The 15,361-nt window shown below is 62.3% G+C and carries 15 protein-coding genes; 9 read left to right on the forward strand and 6 right to left on the reverse strand.

All coding sequences use genetic code 11. From position 1 onward, the window contains the following. Window positions 1-4: 4 nt before the first annotated feature. From AC3WWH_RS00170 to AC3WWH_RS00180, 3 genes are all read right to left on the reverse strand, one after another. A complete protein-coding gene (locus AC3WWH_RS00170; RefSeq protein ID WP_057247737.1) occupies window positions 5-1,150 on the reverse strand; it encodes an ABC transporter permease in 1,146 nt (381 codons plus the stop codon). After that, window positions 1,150-2,232: a microcin C ABC transporter permease YejB gene (locus tag AC3WWH_RS00175; RefSeq protein ID WP_057247738.1), complete on the reverse strand. Its 1,083-nt coding sequence runs from the start codon at window positions 2,230-2,232 to the stop codon at window positions 1,150-1,152. Before AC3WWH_RS00175 ends, AC3WWH_RS00170 begins: the two co-directional genes overlap by 1 nt. Before the next feature lie 177 nt (window positions 2,233-2,409). After that, on the reverse strand, window positions 2,410-4,242 hold the full coding sequence (locus AC3WWH_RS00180) for an extracellular solute-binding protein (RefSeq protein WP_244495496.1): 1,833 nt from the start codon (window positions 4,240-4,242) through the stop codon (window positions 2,410-2,412). 253 nt (window positions 4,243-4,495) lie between these two features. Here AC3WWH_RS00180 and mepA point away from each other — a divergent pair, with 253 nt between their 5' ends. From mepA to AC3WWH_RS00210, 6 genes are all read left to right on the forward strand, one after another. Further along, a complete protein-coding gene (mepA, locus tag AC3WWH_RS00185) occupies window positions 4,496-5,551 on the forward strand; it encodes a penicillin-insensitive murein endopeptidase (protein WP_492376863.1) in 1,056 nt (351 codons plus the stop codon). 103 nt (window positions 5,552-5,654) lie between these two features. Continuing rightward, complete coding sequence (locus tag AC3WWH_RS00190) at window positions 5,655-6,038, forward strand: methylglyoxal synthase (RefSeq protein ID WP_058324470.1); 384 nt, start codon at window positions 5,655-5,657, stop codon at window positions 6,036-6,038. 120 nt (window positions 6,039-6,158) lie between these two features. Beyond that, window positions 6,159-7,178 carry a glucokinase gene (locus tag AC3WWH_RS00195; protein WP_058324620.1) on the forward strand — a complete coding sequence of 340 codons (1,020 nt, stop codon included), beginning with the start codon at window positions 6,159-6,161 and terminating at the stop codon, window positions 7,176-7,178. 112 nt (window positions 7,179-7,290) lie between these two features. Beyond that, window positions 7,291-9,108, forward strand: a complete 1,818-nt coding sequence (locus AC3WWH_RS00200; protein ID WP_058324471.1) for an ABC transporter ATP-binding protein — start codon at window positions 7,291-7,293, stop codon at window positions 9,106-9,108. Between the two features lie 125 nt (window positions 9,109-9,233). Then, window positions 9,234-10,052 carry a 4-hydroxy-tetrahydrodipicolinate reductase gene (gene dapB / locus AC3WWH_RS00205; RefSeq protein WP_057247743.1) on the forward strand — a complete coding sequence of 273 codons (819 nt, stop codon included), beginning with the start codon at window positions 9,234-9,236 and terminating at the stop codon, window positions 10,050-10,052. Between the two features lie 34 nt (window positions 10,053-10,086). Then, window positions 10,087-10,722 carry a 2,3-bisphosphoglycerate-dependent phosphoglycerate mutase gene (locus AC3WWH_RS00210; protein ID WP_057247744.1) on the forward strand — a complete coding sequence of 212 codons (636 nt, stop codon included), beginning with the start codon at window positions 10,087-10,089 and terminating at the stop codon, window positions 10,720-10,722. A 117-nt stretch (window positions 10,723-10,839) separates the two neighbouring features. On the opposite strand, the gene AC3WWH_RS00215 is transcribed toward AC3WWH_RS00210, so the two are convergent. Next, complete coding sequence (locus AC3WWH_RS00215; RefSeq protein WP_058324472.1) at window positions 10,840-11,727, reverse strand: methylated-DNA--[protein]-cysteine S-methyltransferase; 888 nt, start codon at window positions 11,725-11,727, stop codon at window positions 10,840-10,842. A 105-nt stretch (window positions 11,728-11,832) separates the two neighbouring features. Then, on the reverse strand, window positions 11,833-12,330 hold the full coding sequence (locus AC3WWH_RS00220; RefSeq protein ID WP_057247746.1) for a DUF2244 domain-containing protein: 498 nt from the start codon (window positions 12,328-12,330) through the stop codon (window positions 11,833-11,835). A 22-nt stretch (window positions 12,331-12,352) separates the two neighbouring features. On the opposite strand from AC3WWH_RS00220, the gene nth reads away from it, so the two are divergent. Beyond that, window positions 12,353-13,123, forward strand: coding sequence for an endonuclease III (gene nth, locus AC3WWH_RS00225; RefSeq protein ID WP_058324621.1), 771 nt, complete (start codon window positions 12,353-12,355; stop codon window positions 13,121-13,123). Between the two features lie 30 nt (window positions 13,124-13,153). On the opposite strand, the gene AC3WWH_RS00230 is transcribed toward nth, so the two are convergent. Continuing rightward, the gene (locus AC3WWH_RS00230; protein ID WP_057247747.1) at window positions 13,154-13,747 is read right to left on the reverse strand and encodes a TetR/AcrR family transcriptional regulator; all 594 of its coding nucleotides are present in this window, start codon (window positions 13,745-13,747) and stop codon (window positions 13,154-13,156) included. Between the two features lie 68 nt (window positions 13,748-13,815). Here AC3WWH_RS00230 and AC3WWH_RS00235 point away from each other — a divergent pair, with 68 nt between their 5' ends. Both AC3WWH_RS00235 and AC3WWH_RS00240 read left to right on the forward strand, forming a co-directional pair. Then, entirely contained in the window at window positions 13,816-14,244 is a 429-nt protein-coding gene (locus tag AC3WWH_RS00235) for a VOC family protein (protein ID WP_058324473.1), read from the forward strand. Between the two features lie 87 nt (window positions 14,245-14,331). After that, window positions 14,332-15,324 (forward strand): adenosine kinase, encoded by a 993-nt coding sequence (locus AC3WWH_RS00240; protein WP_058324474.1) that lies wholly within the window; start codon window positions 14,332-14,334, stop codon window positions 15,322-15,324. The last annotated feature ends 37 nt before the right edge of the window (window positions 15,325-15,361 follow it).

Raw genomic sequence — 15,361 nt, forward strand, 5'->3', positions numbered from 1 at the left:
GCGCTCACCGGAATGTCTTTCTCGGATCGAAGGCATCGCGCGTTGCTTCACCGACGAAGATCAGCAGCGATAGCATCAGCGACATGACGCAGAAGGCCGTCAGTCCGAGCCAGGGCGCCTGCAGGTTGGATTTGCCCTGCGCGATCATCTCGCCGAGCGAAGGCGAGCCCGGCGGCATGCCGAAACCGAGGAAGTCGAGCGATGTCAGCGTCGTGATCGAGCCGGAGAGGATGAAGGGCAGGAAGGTCAGCGTTGCGACCATCGCGTTCGGCAGCAGGTGGCGATACATGATCGTGCCGTTGCCGACGCCGAGCGCGCGCGCCGCATTCACATACTCGAAATTGCGCGCCCTCAAGAACTCGGCGCGCACGACGCCGACGAAGCCGACCCAGGAGAAGAGCAGCATGATGCCGAGCAGGATGAAGAAGCCGGGCGGCAGGATCGCGGCAATGATCAACAGAATGTAAAGCACCGGCATTGACGACCAGATCTCGATGAAGCGCTGCATCAGGAGATCGGTCCAGCCGCCGAAATAGCCCTGGACAGCGCCCGCCGTCACGCCGATCACCGCCGAGGCAATGGTCAGCGTCAGGCCGAACAGCACCGAGAGACGAAAGCCGTAGATCATGCGCGCAAACACGTCGCGGGCCTGGTCGTCGGTGCCGAGCCAGTTGAGATTGCCGACGATACAGTTGCGGTCGTTGAGCCCCTCCGGGTAGGCGGAGCAGCGCTCCTCCTTGTCCATCAGCCAGAAGGGTTTGGTGGGCGCCGAATGTGGGATGTTGGAATTGACGGTCTGATAGGAATAGCGGACCGGCGGCCAGATCATCCAGCCATTGGCCTCGATTTCGTCGCGGATGAAGTCGGAGCGGTAGTCGGTCTCGGCAAGGAAGCCGCCGAACTTTTCCTCCGGGTAATCGATGACAACAGGGAAGAGAAGCTCGCCCTTGTAGGAGGCGACAATGGGCCTGTCGTTGGCGATGAATTCGCCAACAAGGCTGAGGCCGAAAAGCGCAAGGAAGATCCAGAGCGACCAGTAGCCGCGTCGGTTCGCCCTAAAATTCTGCCAGCGCCGCTGGTTGACCGGAGACAGCCAGCCGCGCGGGGGCACCGCCACGCGGCTTGTCGGGGAGGTCGTCACGTCCACCATCAGACGTCCCTCCGCTCGAAGTCGATGCGCGGATCGACCCAGGTGTAGATGAGGTCTGACAGCAGGCTGACGAGCAGACCCATCAGCGAGAAGATGAAGAGCGTTGCAAAGACGATCGGATAGTCACGCTTGACGACCGAATCATAACCGAGGCGACCGAGGCCATCGAGCGAGAAGATGTACTCGATCAGCAGCGACCCGGTGAAGAAGGCCGAGATGAAGGCGCCCGGGAAGCCGGCGATGATGATCAGCATGGCGTTACGGAACACGTGGCCGTAGAGCACCTGGCGATCGTTGAGACCCTTCGCCCGCGCCGTCGTCACATATTGCTTCTTGATCTCGTCGATGAAGGAATTCTTGGTGAGCAGCGTGGTGGTCGCAAATGCCGAAAGCAGCAGCGTGATCAGCGGCAGCGTCATGTGCCAGATATAGTCGAGCGGCTTCTGCCACCAGGGCAGTTGCCAGAAATTGTCGGAGACAATGCCGCGGAGCGGGAACCAGTCGAAGAACGACCCGCCGGCGAAGATGACGATCAAGAGGATACCGAACAGGAAGCTCGGCACGGCATAGCCGATGACGATGATGCCGGAGGTCCAGACGTCGAAGGCCGAACCGTCGGAAACCGCCTTCTTGATCCCGAGCGGGATGGAGATTGCGTAGGAAAACAGCAGAATCCAGAGGCCGAGCGAGATCGAGACCGGCATCTTCTCCTTGATGAGATCGATGACCGAGGTGTTGCGGAAGAAGCTCTCGCCGAAGTCGAAGCGGATGTAATTCCACATCATCGTCGCGAAGCGCTCAAGCGGCGGCTTGTCGAAGCCGAATTGCTTCTCGAGCTTGGCGATGAATTCGGGATCAAGCCCTTGGGCACCGCGATAGCGCCCGCCTTCGTCGCCGCCGGCCTGCATCAGGTCGCCGCTGCTGCCGCTCAGGCGATCGGAGCCGCCAGCATTGGTGAGATCTGAAATCACCTGCTCGACCGGGCCGCCCGGCGCGAACTGTACGATGGCGAACGAGATCGCCATGATCCCGAAGATCGTCGGGATCATCAGAAGCAGGCGGCGCAGAATATAGGCACCCATCAGGCGAGCCTTTCGATCGACGTGTGGGCGATGGCCCGGACCGGCGAAGCGTCGGCATGCCGTCTATGGTGTCTCAATCCCTGTGTCTCCTTGCGGCTGTCAGGCCCGGATCGGGGCTTGTTTCAGTGATTCGTTTTCTTGCATTTGGAATCGAGACGCCATCCGAGTGCAAGGACTTCATTTGGGGGTAGCGTTTTTCGACCACCAGATCGACGGGAAGCCGATCGCATAGGTCGGGAGTTCGGCGGGGCGAGCAAATTTGTCCCAATAGGCGATGTTCATGTCGCGCTTGTAGTAAAGCGGCACGACGAAATTGTGGGCAAGGAGCACGCGGTCGAGCGCTTTCGTCGCCGCCACCAGCGTCTCGCGATCCTTGGCGAAAATGACCTTGTTGATCAGTGCATCGACACCCGGGTCGGCAATGCCGGCGTAGTTTCGCGAGCCCTGTTCCCCGGCGGAGCGCGAACCCCAATAGTCGAGCTGTTCGTTGCCGGGACTCAGCGTCTGTGCCCAGACGATCCAGGTCATGTCGTAGTCGAAAGCGCGCGTGCGATTGGTGTACTGCGAAGCGTCGACGGTGCGCACACGCGCGTCGATACCGATCTTCTTCAGGTTCTGGGCATAGGGAAGCGCGACGCGCTCGAGCGTGGCGCTGCTGAGCAGGATCTCGAATGAGAAGGGCTTGCCCGTCTTCGCCTCGACCATCCGATTGCCCTTGAGCTCGAAGCCGGCCTCCTTTAGCAGAGCGATCGCCTGGCGAAGGTTGTCGCGTCCCGCCTGTGGCGTGCCGCCCACCGGGTTCTTGTAGGGTGTCGTGAAGACTTCCGACGGCACCTTGTCCTTCACTTCGTCAAGGATCGCCAATTCAGCGCCCTGCGGCAGGGCCGACGAGGCGAGATCCGTATTCCAGAAGTAACTGTCGATCCGCGTGTACTGGTTGTAGAACACCGTGCGGTTCATTTCCTCGAAGTCGAGGGCATAGTTCAGCGCCTCGCGCACCTTTTCGTCATTGAAGGGCGGCCGGCGCATGTTCGGGACCAGAGCCTGCATGATGCCGGTGGCCCTCAGCGGATTGGGTAGGCTCTCGCGCTTGACGCGACCGTCCTTCACTGCCGGAAAATCATAAGCGGTTGCCCAGCGCGCCGCGATGTTTTCAAGCCAGTAATCACTGTTTCCCGAACGAAACGCCTCGAACTCGACATCCCGGTCACCGAAGAAGGTATAGCTGATCGAGCCGAAATTGTTCTGCCCGACATTGACGTTCAGCGACTTGCCCCAGTAGTCGTCCCTGAGCTCGTAGCGAATGGACGAGCCGGCCGAAAATGCGGCGATCTTGTAGGGGCCGGATCCCATCACCGGCTCAAGCGTCGTCTTGTTGATGTCGCGCGGCTTGCCGTCCGTTCCTTGGCCCTCCCACCAGTGCTTCGGCAGGATCTGCAGCTGGCCGAGGATGTGGGGCAGCTCGCGGTTGTTCTTCTCATCGAAATGGAAGGTGACGTCGCGTTCGCCGGTCTTTTCCGCCGAGGTCACATGCTTGTAGTAGTTGGCGTAGAGCGGATCGAGCTCTTTGCTCTTGTCGAAGCTGAAGATGACGTCTTCCGGCGTCACAGGCTTTCCATCCGCCCATTTGGCTTCCTGCCGCAGCCGGAAGGTTGCGGATGAAATGTCTTCTGGGAACGAAACGCCTTGGGCGAGCAGACCGTAAGCGGTCGAGATCTCGTCATCGGCGGATTTCAGCAGCGTGTCGAAGACGAGCGTCAGCCCGACTGCGGGTTGTCCCTTGTCGAGGACCGGGTTGAAGGTATCAAATGTTCCGGTGCTCGACAGTTTGACGTCGCCGCCCTTGGGCGCATCCGGATTGACATAGTCGTAATGGGCAAAATCGGGCTTGTACTTCAGTTCGCCGATGAGGGAGAGGCCGTGATGCCAGTCGGCATGGTCGGCGCGTGCTGCAGGAGGAAGGAGGAGAAGTGTCGCTGCCAGTAGCGACGCTGCGATTCCAGGTTTCACGGTCCTGCAGAAGTTTGGCATCCAGCCGGTACCCCTTATATTTCAATCTTCTTTTGCGAGAGCATAGGCGAAATCGGGGCAATTGACAGGCACTGCCGCAAATCAGGCAAAATTTTTGAGTCACATCCCGGTGATTCACAAGCGCGTGACGCGTAAGGCTGAGGCAAAGACGGGGCCTTAGGATCGGGGTTCGTCGGACAGGGAATGCCGCGAGTTGGCGCTGCTGTCCGCGAGACAAATGGGACGAAATTCAATGATTGCTCCACTTCGACGTTGCGGCTCGGCGTTTCTTGCGTTGCTGCTGGGAACAAGCCTTCTGATTGCCGACAACGCGGCGGCCGAGGATGTGCCGGCAAAGGCGCTCTTCGGTGCCAAGGCCCTGCCAGCCGAAATGGCCGCGAACCCCTATGGTTTCTACGCGAAGGGCTGCCTTGCCGGCGGTGTCGCCATCCCGACCGACGGGCCCACCTGGCAGGCGATGCGGCTGTCGCGCAACCGCCGCTGGGGTCACCCGCAGATGATCGCGCTGATCGAGCAGTTTTCGCACGATGCCGCCGAAAAGGTCGGCTGGCCCGGCCTGTTGCTTGGTGACATCTCGCAGCCGCGCGGCGGTCCGATGCTTTCCGGGCACGCGTCCCACCAGATCGGTCTTGACGCCGATATCTGGCTGACGCCGATGCCGCAGCGCACGCTCACCTATCGCGAGCGCGAGGATATTTCGGCGACCTCGATGCTGCAGAAGAACAAGTTCCTGACGGTTGATCGTTCCATTTGGACGCCAAAACACGCGCAGCTCATCATGCTGGCTGCCAGCTACCCGCAGGTGGAGCGCGTCTTTGTCAATCCGGCGATCAAGAAGAAGCTCTGCGACACCTGGACCGGGGACCGATCGGCGCTTGGCAAGGTCCGGCCGATCTACGGCCATGACTATCACTTCCACATCCGCATCAAATGCCCCGCGGGCGCAGCGAGCTGCAAGGACCAAGCGGCGGTGCCGGCCGGCGATGGCTGCGACAAGTCGCTGGCCTGGTGGTTTACCGACGAGCCCTGGGCAAAGCCGAAGAAAAAGCCGGGCGAAAAGCCGGTGAAGCCAAGGCTCACGACCATGGCCGACCTGCCGAAAGCCTGCGCACTCGTGTTGAACGGTCCGGCGCCTGCCTCGGAAGAGGCCGCCACGTTTGGCACGGCCTATCGGGCGGCGGCACCTGCCCCTGCGATACAGGGTATCGAGCAGGTGATCGGCGCTGCCGTCGGAGACGTTCCGCCGGCCGATATTCCGGTGCCGCTGGCCCGTCCGACCTTGCGATGATCATGAACGCGTGAGCGGGGTGGGCGGGCTTCAATCTTCCCATCGCCGCGGCGTTCATGTATAGGGCGATCAAATCGATTTAAAGATTGATGCGAGGCCCGACATGGCGGATCGGAAATGCATTGCCCTGATCGCTCACGATCAGAAGAAGGACGATCTTGCGGCTTTCGCCAAGGCGCATGAAGCGGTTTTGTCCCAATGGCGCATCGTTGCGACAGGCACGACAGGCGGCCGTGTCCTCGATGTCTGTCCCGGGCTCGACATCACGCGCCTGAAAAGCGGTCCGCTCGGCGGCGACCAGCAGATCGGCGCGATGATCGCCACCGGCGAGGTGCAGCTGCTGATCTTCTTCGTCGATCCCCTGACGGCAATGCCGCATGACGTGGACGTCAAGGCGCTGATGCGTCTTGCGATCGTCTACGACATTCCGATGGCGCTCAACCAGGCGACGGCCGAACAGTTGATCGATTTCAACCCAAAATCATAATCATGATCGCTTCTCATGAGTTAGGCGGATGCGGGCGAAAAACCGGACACACTTTCCCTTATCCCGTTCTAGCTGATAGACAGCGATTTACCTGCCACGACGATCAGGATGGATCTTGCGATGCCCGGCACCAGTGAAAACGCCTTCCCCTTTCCGATCCTGATCGGCGATATCGGCGGCACCAATGCCCGCTTTGCCCTGCTCCTCGATGCTTTTGCCGAGCCGAAGCAGCTGCCGCCGATCAAGACCGGCGATTTCGAAACGATCGAGGAAGCGATGCAAAAGAGCATCCTCGACAAGACCTCGGTGCAGCCGCGTTCGGCGATCCTGGCGGTGGCCGGTCCGATCCGGGGCGATGAAATTCCGCTCACCAATGCCGGCTGGGTGATCAGGCCGAAGGACATGCTCTCGAGCCTTGGCCTCGAGGACGTGCTGATCATCAACGATTTCGAGGCACAGGCGCTCGCCGTGGCCGCGCCGGCGGATGAGGATCTCGTGCAGATCGGCGGCGGCAGCGTTCGTCCCCTGACGTCGCGTGTCGTGCTTGGCCCGGGCACGGGTCTCGGCGTCGGCGGACTGGTCTTTGCCCAGCACACCTGGATCCCGGTACCGGGCGAGGGCGGCCATGTCGACATCGGCCCGCGCAGCGAACGCGACTTTCAGATCTGGCCCTTCCTCGAGCCGATCGAGGGGCGCATGGCGGGCGAGCAGATCCTCTGCGGGCGGGGCATCATGAATCTCTATCGCGCCGTCTGTGCCGCCGATGGCGTGGACCCGGTGCTCATCGATCCGGCGGAAGTGACGACGCACGCGCTGGCCGAGAGCGACAGGGCGGCGATCGAGACGATCTCGCTGTTCTGCACCTATCTCGGCCGCGTTGCCGGCGACATGGCGCTAATCTTCATGGCCCGCGGCGGCGTGTTTCTGGCGGGTGGCATCTCGCAGAAGATCCTGCCGGCGCTCATGAAATCGCCGTTCCGTGCCGCCTTCGAAGACAAGGCGCCGCACTCGGCGCTGATGAAGACGATCCCGACCTTTGCCGTCATTCATCCAATGGCGGCGCTCTCCGGCTTGGCCGCTTTTGCCCGCACGCCGAGGGATTTCGGTGTTGCAACGGAGGGACGCCGCTGGAGAAGCTGAGCAGTCGGCGCGCGCAAAGACTCGCCAAAGCGATACCAAACTACTATAGAGCCCCGGGAAAGGTCGGGCCGGAAACCGGCTCGCCACATTGGGTCCAGGGAAGACGGGCTTTTTGAGCGCCAGCAATAGAAAACAGCACGCGGTCGATTCCGATACGATCAGCGGAATTCTGAAACGGGTCATTGCGGAAAACGGTCGCGACCACATTCGCGGCTATGCTTTTGCCATTGCCTGTCTGGCCGTCGTCGCTGCCACAACCGGTTTCACGGCCTCGATCATGGAGACCGTGATCAACGAGGCTTTCGCCAACAAGCGGGCAGATATCGTCCTGCTCGTCTGCGGCGCGATCCTCGCAGCCTTCATTCTGCGTGGCTTCGCCACCTACGGCCAGGCCGTTGCCCTGTCGAAGATCGGCAACAACATCGTCGCGCGTTACCAGCGCCGGCTCTACGCCCATCTGATGGCGCTGAGCGTCGGCTATTTCAACGAGACGCGATCGGCACAGCTTGCAGCCCAGATCAGCCAGAATGTCAGCGGCATCCGCGACGTGCTCAACCTGACGGTCACGTCGATCGCCCGCGATCTCCTGACCCTGATTGGTCTGGTCGGCGTCATGTTCGCCAAGGACTGGTTGCTGTCGATCATCGTCTTCGTCGCGGCGCCGCCGTTGCTGCTCGGCCTGCGCTACGTTTCCAGGCGCCTGCGTTCGGCGACGCGCGAATCGATCGAGGTCAATAGCCGCGTTCTCGGCGCGATGCAGGAAACGATCCAGGGCATCACCATCGTCAAGGCCTTCACCATGGAAGGCGAACTGCGCGGCAAGGTCGATGCGATCATCGATCGGGCCGAGAACCGGGCGAACCGCATTGCGCGGTTGAGCGAGCGCACGGCACCGATGACCGAAACCTTCGCCGGCCTCGCGATTTCTGCTGTGCTTGCCTATTCCGCCTTCCGCGCGATCTATGCGGACGTGCCGCCCGGCGCCTTCTTCGCCTTCGTGGTGGCTCTCCTGATGGCTTACGATCCCGCCCGCCGACTGGCGCGGCTGCAAGTCTCGATGGAGCGTGCTGCCGTCAATGCCCGCATGGTCTACGAAATCCTCGACACCGTGCCGCATCAGCGCGACAAGGCGGACGCCAAGGAACTGGCCTTCACGAACGCCGCAGTCGAGCTGCGCGACGTCCGCTTCCAGTACGCTAACGGCGACGAGGTTCTGAAAGGCGTCAGCTTCGTTGCAGAAGGCGGCAAGACGACGGCGCTCGTCGGCCCCTCCGGTGCCGGCAAGTCGACGGTCATCAGCCTCATCCCGCGGTTCTACGATCCGGCTTCCGGCCAGATCCTGATCGATGGGCAGGATATTGCCGACGTCACCAAGCAGTCGCTGCGCAAGAGCATCGCCTATGTGTCGCAGCAACCCTACCTCTTCGAAGGATCGATCCGCGACAACATCCGCTACGGGCGCATCGATGCGACCGACACGGAGATCGAGGAAGCCGCGCGGCTTGCCTATGCGCATGATTTCATTCTGGCGCAGCCGCAGGGATACGATACCCCGGTCGGCGAAAACGGCATGACGCTTTCCGGCGGCCAGCGCCAGCGGCTGTCCATCGCCCGTGCACTCGTGCGCAATGCGCCGATCCTGCTGCTCGACGAGGCCACCTCGGCGCTCGATACCGAATCGGAAGCCGCCGTGCAGAAGGCGCTCGATTACGCCATGAACGGCCGTACGGTGATCGTCATCGCGCATCGCCTTTCGACCGTCGTCAATGCCGACAAGATCATCGTCATGAAGGATGGTTCCGTCGTCGAGGAGGGCACGCATGCCGAGCTTGCACGGCGACCGGACGGTCTCTACGCTCGGCTTCACAATCTTCAGGGCCAGTCGCCTGAGGCCAAGGCGCCCGAAGCGCCGGCCGGCGCCGAAATCTAGAACATTTCCAGCAAAAGCGCGTAGCGGTTTTGCGTCCGGAAATGCGTAAGAACAATGAGATAGAGCGTTTCCCGACGCCGTTTTGACTGGGAACGCGCTAACAGCGGACGAGAAGGAAATCACCGATGGGCGAACCCGATATGAAGCTCGTGGTGGTGGGTGCTGCAGGCCGTATGGGCCAGACGCTGATACGCACGGTCCACGCGATGGACGGCGTGCGCCTGCATGCCGCCATCGAACGCCCGGGTTCTCCCTTCATCGGCCGTGACGCCGGCGAAGTGGCCGGTCTCGGGCCGATCGGCGTGCCGGTCACCGACCAGCCGCTCGAAGCGTTCGTCGAGGCGGAAGGCGTGCTTGATTTCACAGCACCCGCGGGCACCGTCGAGTTTGCCGGCCTTGCGGCCCAGGCCCGCATCGTCCATGTCATCGGGACCACCGGCTGCTCGGCCGACGACGAGGCGAAAATCCGTGCTGCTGCGCGTCACGCCCGGATCGTCAAGTCGGGCAATATGAGCCTCGGTGTGAACCTGCTCGGCGTGTTGACGGAAAAGGCGGCGCGTGCGCTCGGCCCCGCCAATTGGGATATCGAAATCCTCGAAATGCACCACAAGCACAAGGTCGATGCGCCCTCGGGCACCGCATTGCTTCTCGGCGAAGCGGCGGCGACGGGACGCGGCATCAGCCTTGCCGACAATTCGGTGCGCGTGCGTGACGGTCATACGGGCCCGCGTCCGGCCGGTACGATCGGCTTTGCGACGCTGCGCGGCGGCTCGGTCGTCGGCGAACACTCGGTCATTCTCGCCGGCGAAGGCGAGCAGGTGACGCTCTCGCACAGTGCTACGGATCGCTCGATCTTCGCGCGCGGCGCCGTCACGGCGGCGCTTTGGGCACGCAGCCAGAAACCCGGCTTCTATTCCATGCTCGACGTTCTCGGGCTCAACTGACCTTTCCACTCTCAAGTCTCAAGGGGAATTCGACATGAGCGGTACTCTCGTCCTCGTCCGGCATGGCCAGAGCGACTGGAACCTGAAGAACCTGTTTACCGGCTGGCGTGATCCGGACCTGACGGAACTCGGCGTCGCGGAAGCCAGGGCCGGCGGCAAGGCGCTTGCCGAATATGGCATCAAGTTCGACATCGCCTTCACCTCGGACCTCGTCCGTGCCCAGCGCACCTGCCAGTTCGTGCTCGACGCCGTCGGCCAGTCCTCGCTCGAAACGATCCGCGACCAGGCGCTCAACGAGCGCGACTACGGCGACCTCTCCGGCCTTAACAAGGACGACGCACGCGAGAAGTGGGGCGAAGAGCAGGTGCACATCTGGCGCCGCTCCTACGACGTGCCGCCTCCGGGCGGCGAAAGCCTGCGTGACACCGGTGCCCGCGTCTGGCCCTATTACCTGACCGAGATCCTGCCGCGCGTGCTGTCGGGTCAGAAGGTTCTGGTCGCCGCCCACGGCAACTCGCTGCGCTCGCTGGTCATGGTGCTCGATCGTTTGACCAAGGAAGAGATCCTGAAGCTCAACCTCGCGACCGGCGTGCCAATGGTCTACAAGCTCAAGGCCGACTCGACGGTCGCTTCCAAGGAAGTGCTGGGCGACATGTCCGGCGCCCACTGAGCGCTGACAAATATGGAAATGAAGAAGGGGCGCCGAGCGCCCCTTTTTTGTTTTTCCAAGCAGTTCCAGGAAAGGTGCGAAGCGGCTTTCCGTCCGGATCTGCGGGACTTGAGAGCATCAGATCGTGCCGTCCGCCGCCTTGCCGGCTTCCCAGCCGAGGATCGCGCGCTTGCGCGTCAGGCCCCAGTGGTAGCCGGTGAGATCGCCGCTCTTGCCGAGTGCGCGATGGCAGGGAACCACGAAGGAGATCGGATTACGCCCGACCGCGGCACCGACGGCGCGCGAGGCCGTCGGCTGGCCGATCGTCCCGGCGATGTTCGAATAGGTGGTGGCGCAGCCGAGCGGGATCTTCAACAATGCCTGCCAGACCCGGATCTGAAAATCGGAGCCGATCAGGAAGATATGCAGCGGCTCTTCCTGGCGCCAGCGCGAGGGATCGAAAATGCGTGCCGCATAGTAGGCGGTGGCCGCACTGTCTTCGATATAGCTGGCGTTCGGCCAGCGTTGCGCCATGTCCTCGAAGCTCGCCTGTTCGCCGCCGCCATCGTTAAAGGCGAGGCCTGCCAGGCCGCGGTCTGTGATCATCACCAGCGCCGTGCCGAAGGGCGAGGGATGGTAACCGTAGCGGATCGTCAGGCCGGTGCCGCGCGCCTTCCATTCGCCGGGCGACATCGCCTCGTGGGTGACGAACAGGTCGTGCAGGCGGCTCGGCCCTGACAGGCCGACCTCGATGCTGGTTTCGAGCAGCGGCATGTCTTCCTGGCGCAACAGGCGCTTGGCATGGTCGAGCGTCACCGCCTGGAGGAAGGCCTTCGGCGAAAGCCCGGCCCAGCGGGTGAAGACCTTCTGGAGTTGCGTCGGCGACTGCTTCAGGCGGTGCGCCACCGTTTCGAGCGACGGCTGGTCGCGATAATCCTCGGTGAGCATTTCGATCACGCGGCTGACCGTATCGTAATCGGTGCCTTTCGGCGTGATGTCTGTGGGTACGGATGTCGCAATGTTCATGGCTCTTCTCCTGTCATGTCACAGGTAATCCCTTGCTGGTCCAGGAAACCACCCGAAACTTGAACGAATGCGCGGATTTGCGTCCCATTGGTCGTTCGGCGAGCGTCAGCGGCGGCGAACGGTCGCAAGCGCACCCGAGAGGGCGAGCGCGAAGGTCTCGCGATCGTCGCGATTGAGAAACGAACCGATGTCGGTCCGGCGGCCACCACCGCTGATCGTCATCGAGATGATGCCGATTTCCTGATGGCGGGCGACATTGAAGCGGGCCCAGAACGGATTGAAGCGGTGTTCGGTGATCTGGCCCGACGGCGTGAACTTGCGCACGGAAACATCGGTTCTGGAAACGCTGACCTCTTCGCGGCTGAGCGCCGAGCGGTAATTCAGCCAGAAGGCGCCGAACAGCAGCAGGTAGTCGAGCCCGAAGAAGAACACGATCGGCCAGGCGCCGATGACGAGGAAGACAAAAGCGTGCACCAGGCTGAGCAGTCCGGCGATCAGGAAGACGATCCTGAAGCCTTTTCGCCCGAGCGAACGATAGGGCGTAAGCTCGGCGGTGAAGACCGGCGCATCCTCGGGCGGGGTGGTGACGTTGCCATTGATCATGACCTTTGACTATAGATGCATCATGAAAAACGTGAAGCCGAAATTCCCCGTCAGCGCCGCAAAACCCAAGACGAGCCGCCGCGCAACGCCGCGGGTGAAGAGCCTCTACAGCCAGGACGAGCTCAAGGAGATTTTCCGCCGCTTCTCGATCCAGCGCCCCGAGCCGAAGGGCGAGTTGGAGCATGTCAACCCGTTCACGCTCGTCGTTGCCGTGGCGCTCTCGGCGCAAGCGACCGATGCCGGCGTCAACAAGGCGACGCGCGCGCTCTTCGCCATCGCCGATACGCCGGAGAAGATGCTGGCGCTTGGGGAAGAGAAGGTCCGGGACTACATCAAGACCATCGGTCTCTACCGCAACAAGGCGAAGAACGTCATCGCGCTCAGCGAAAAGCTGATCCGCGATTTCGGTGGCGAAGTGCCGCGCACGCGGGAGGAACTGGTGACCCTTCCGGGGGTCGGTCGCAAGACCGCCAATGTGGTGTTGTCGATGGCCTTCGGCCAGTCGACGATCGCCGTCGACACCCACATCCTCCGCATCGCCAACCGCCTCTGTCTGGCACCGGGCAAGACCCCAGACGAGGTGGAAGACAAGCTGATCAAGATCATCCCGGATGAATACCTCTACCACGCGCATCACTGGCTGATCCTGCACGGGCGCTACTGTTGCAAGGCGCGCAAGCCCGAATGCGAGCGCTGCGTCATCGCCGATCTCTGCAAGTCGCCGGAAAAGACCTGCGATATCCCGGCGCCGCTCGTCGAACTACCGCCGCAGACCATCTCCGCCGCAGGCTGAGGCACCCTGGTATTGTCTTGACGGTCGGCGTCAGGCCGACACCAGCCGGTCGATCAGCGTGCCGATCGTCTCCGCGTAAAGCTCGGCCGAAGCACCATCGGCGATGTCGAGCGCCGCGCGATCGAAGGCGGCCGAAAGCAGCGAGGCCATGGCCGACAGCCTTTCCGGGCCCGGCACTGCCGGCGCCATCGCCTCGGCAATGCCCTCCTCCAGGGTTCTCTGGGCATTGGCCGCGTCGATCGCGGCCATTTCCTGCTTGCCGAGCACCGCCGGCCCGTCGAGCAGCAGCAGACGGATTCGGCCCGGCTCGCGCATCGCGTCGAAATAGGCGCGGGCACCGACTTTCAGTGCGTCGCGGGGCGTGAGGTCGTTGGCCGTTGCCTGCTCGATCGATATCGCCACTGCGCCCGCCTCCCGCTCCGCCACGGCACGGAACAATGCCTTCTTGTCTTCGAAGTGGTGATAGAGCGCGCCGCGGGTCAATCCGGCGGCGGCAACAATATCGGGCGTGGAGGTATCGGCATAACCCCGGGTGACGAAAAGGCCACGCGCGGCATCGAGGATCGCGGTGCGCGTCGTGTCGGATCGCTCGCGATTGGAGCGACGGGAGACTTCCTGTTGCATACATGCAGCCTGTATGTTAATGAAAGATACATACAGATTGTATGATATTGCCGGAGCGAGGAAAAGCCATGAAATCGACGAGCTACTATCCTGTCATCATGACATCAGATGTTGCCGCCACCGCCGCCTTTTACATCGAGCACTTCCGCTTCCAGGCGCTCTTCACCAGCGATTGGTATGTGCATCTCCAGTCGGTCGAGGACGAGCATGTGACGCTGGCGGTGCTCGACTACCGCCACGAGACGATCCCGGAGGAAGCACGTACGCCCACCCGCGGTCTTCTGCTGAATTTCGAGGTCGAGGATCCGGATCGCATTTACGCGCAAGCGGTTGCCGCCGGACTGCCGATCCTGAAGACGTTGCGAGACGAGGTCTTCGGTCAGCGTCATTTCATCACCGCCGATCCGAACGGCGTGCTGATCGACGTCATCAAGCCGATCCCGCCGAGCGCTGAATTTGCTGCCGCCTATGCGGAAAGCGCACTTCCGACGGGCTGATGCGATGGGCCCACGTCTTTTGTCTTCCAAATGGCCGGAAAACCGGTATTAACGAACACCGGCCATCACGGAGACCGGACGAGGTTCATGACAAAATACGACGTGCTGACGATCGGCAATGCCATCGTTGATATCATCGCGCGCTGCGACGATGCTTTTCTCAATGAAAACGGCATCATAAAGGGCGCCATGAACCTCATCGATGCCGAACGAGCCGAGTTGTTGTACTCGCGCATGGGCCCGGCCGTCGAAGCGTCCGGCGGCAGCGCCGGCAATACGGCAGCCGGTGTCGCCAGCCTTGGCGGTCGCGCTGCCTATTTTGGCAAGACCGCGAGCGACCAGCTCGGCGAAATCTTCGCGCACGACATCCGCGCCCAGGGCGTTTACTTCGAGACGAAGCCGCTCGAAAACGTGCCGCCGACCGCGCGCTCGATGATCTTCGTCACCGAGGATGGCGAGCGCTCGATGAACACCTATCTCGGCGCCTGCGTCGAGCTTGGCCCCGAGGACGTGGAGGCCGACGTCGTCGCTGAGGCCAAGGTCACCTATTTCGAAGGCTATCTCTGGGATCCGCCGCGGGCCAAGGACGCCATCCGCGAGACCGCGCGGATCGCCCACGAAAACGGCCGCGAAACCGCGATCACGCTGTCCGACAGCTTCTGCGTTCACCGCTATCGCGAGGAGTTCCTCGAACTCATGCGATCCGGCACGGTCGATATCGTCTTCGCCAACAGGCAGGAAGCGTTGGCCCTCTACGAGACCGAAGACTTCGATCTGGCGCTGGAAAAACTCTCGAAGGATTGCAAGCTCGCTGCCGTGACGCTCAGCGAAGAAGGCTCGGTGGTCGTGCGTGGAGAGGAGCGGGTTCGGGTCCGCGCAACGCCGATCGCCCAGGTCGTCGATACGACCGGTGCCGGCGACCTCTATGCCGCGGGCTTCCTGCACGGCTACACGACCGGACGCTCGCTCGAAGACTGCAGCAGGCTCGGCAATCTCGCCGCCGGCATTGTCATCGGTCAGATCGGCCCGCGGCCGATGGTCTCGCTGGAAACGGCCGCCAAGCAGGCGGGTCTCGCCTGATTCGTCCTGATTGAATTTTGTGAAAAGCAGGCGTGGC

Source organism: Ensifer sp. EB106-03-01-XG145, assembly GCF_058792075.1.

What these genes read in the sequence shown, in the direction of transcription:
- AC3WWH_RS00170 (WP_057247737.1), bottom strand. Translation starts at nt 1,150, where the DNA reads ATGGTGGACGTGACGACCTCCCCGACAAGCCGCGTGGCGGTGCCCCCG.
- AC3WWH_RS00175 (WP_057247738.1), bottom strand. Translation starts at nt 2,232, where the DNA reads ATGGGTGCCTATATTCTGCGCCGCCTGCTTCTGATGATCCCGACGATC.
- mepA (WP_492376863.1), top strand. Translation starts at nt 4,496, where the DNA reads ATGATTGCTCCACTTCGACGTTGCGGCTCGGCGTTTCTTGCGTTGCTG.
- AC3WWH_RS00190 (WP_058324470.1), top strand. Translation starts at nt 5,655, where the DNA reads ATGGCGGATCGGAAATGCATTGCCCTGATCGCTCACGATCAGAAGAAG.
- AC3WWH_RS00195 (WP_058324620.1), top strand. Translation starts at nt 6,159, where the DNA reads ATGCCCGGCACCAGTGAAAACGCCTTCCCCTTTCCGATCCTGATCGGC.
- dapB (WP_057247743.1), top strand. Translation starts at nt 9,234, where the DNA reads ATGGGCGAACCCGATATGAAGCTCGTGGTGGTGGGTGCTGCAGGCCGT.
- AC3WWH_RS00210 (WP_057247744.1), top strand. Translation starts at nt 10,087, where the DNA reads ATGAGCGGTACTCTCGTCCTCGTCCGGCATGGCCAGAGCGACTGGAAC.
- AC3WWH_RS00215 (WP_058324472.1), bottom strand. Translation starts at nt 11,727, where the DNA reads ATGAACATTGCGACATCCGTACCCACAGACATCACGCCGAAAGGCACC.
- AC3WWH_RS00220 (WP_057247746.1), bottom strand. Translation starts at nt 12,330, where the DNA reads ATGATCAATGGCAACGTCACCACCCCGCCCGAGGATGCGCCGGTCTTC.
- nth (WP_058324621.1), top strand. Translation starts at nt 12,353, where the DNA reads ATGAAAAACGTGAAGCCGAAATTCCCCGTCAGCGCCGCAAAACCCAAG.
- AC3WWH_RS00230 (WP_057247747.1), bottom strand. Translation starts at nt 13,747, where the DNA reads ATGCAACAGGAAGTCTCCCGTCGCTCCAATCGCGAGCGATCCGACACG.
- AC3WWH_RS00235 (WP_058324473.1), top strand. Translation starts at nt 13,816, where the DNA reads ATGAAATCGACGAGCTACTATCCTGTCATCATGACATCAGATGTTGCC.
- AC3WWH_RS00240 (WP_058324474.1), top strand. Translation starts at nt 14,332, where the DNA reads ATGACAAAATACGACGTGCTGACGATCGGCAATGCCATCGTTGATATC.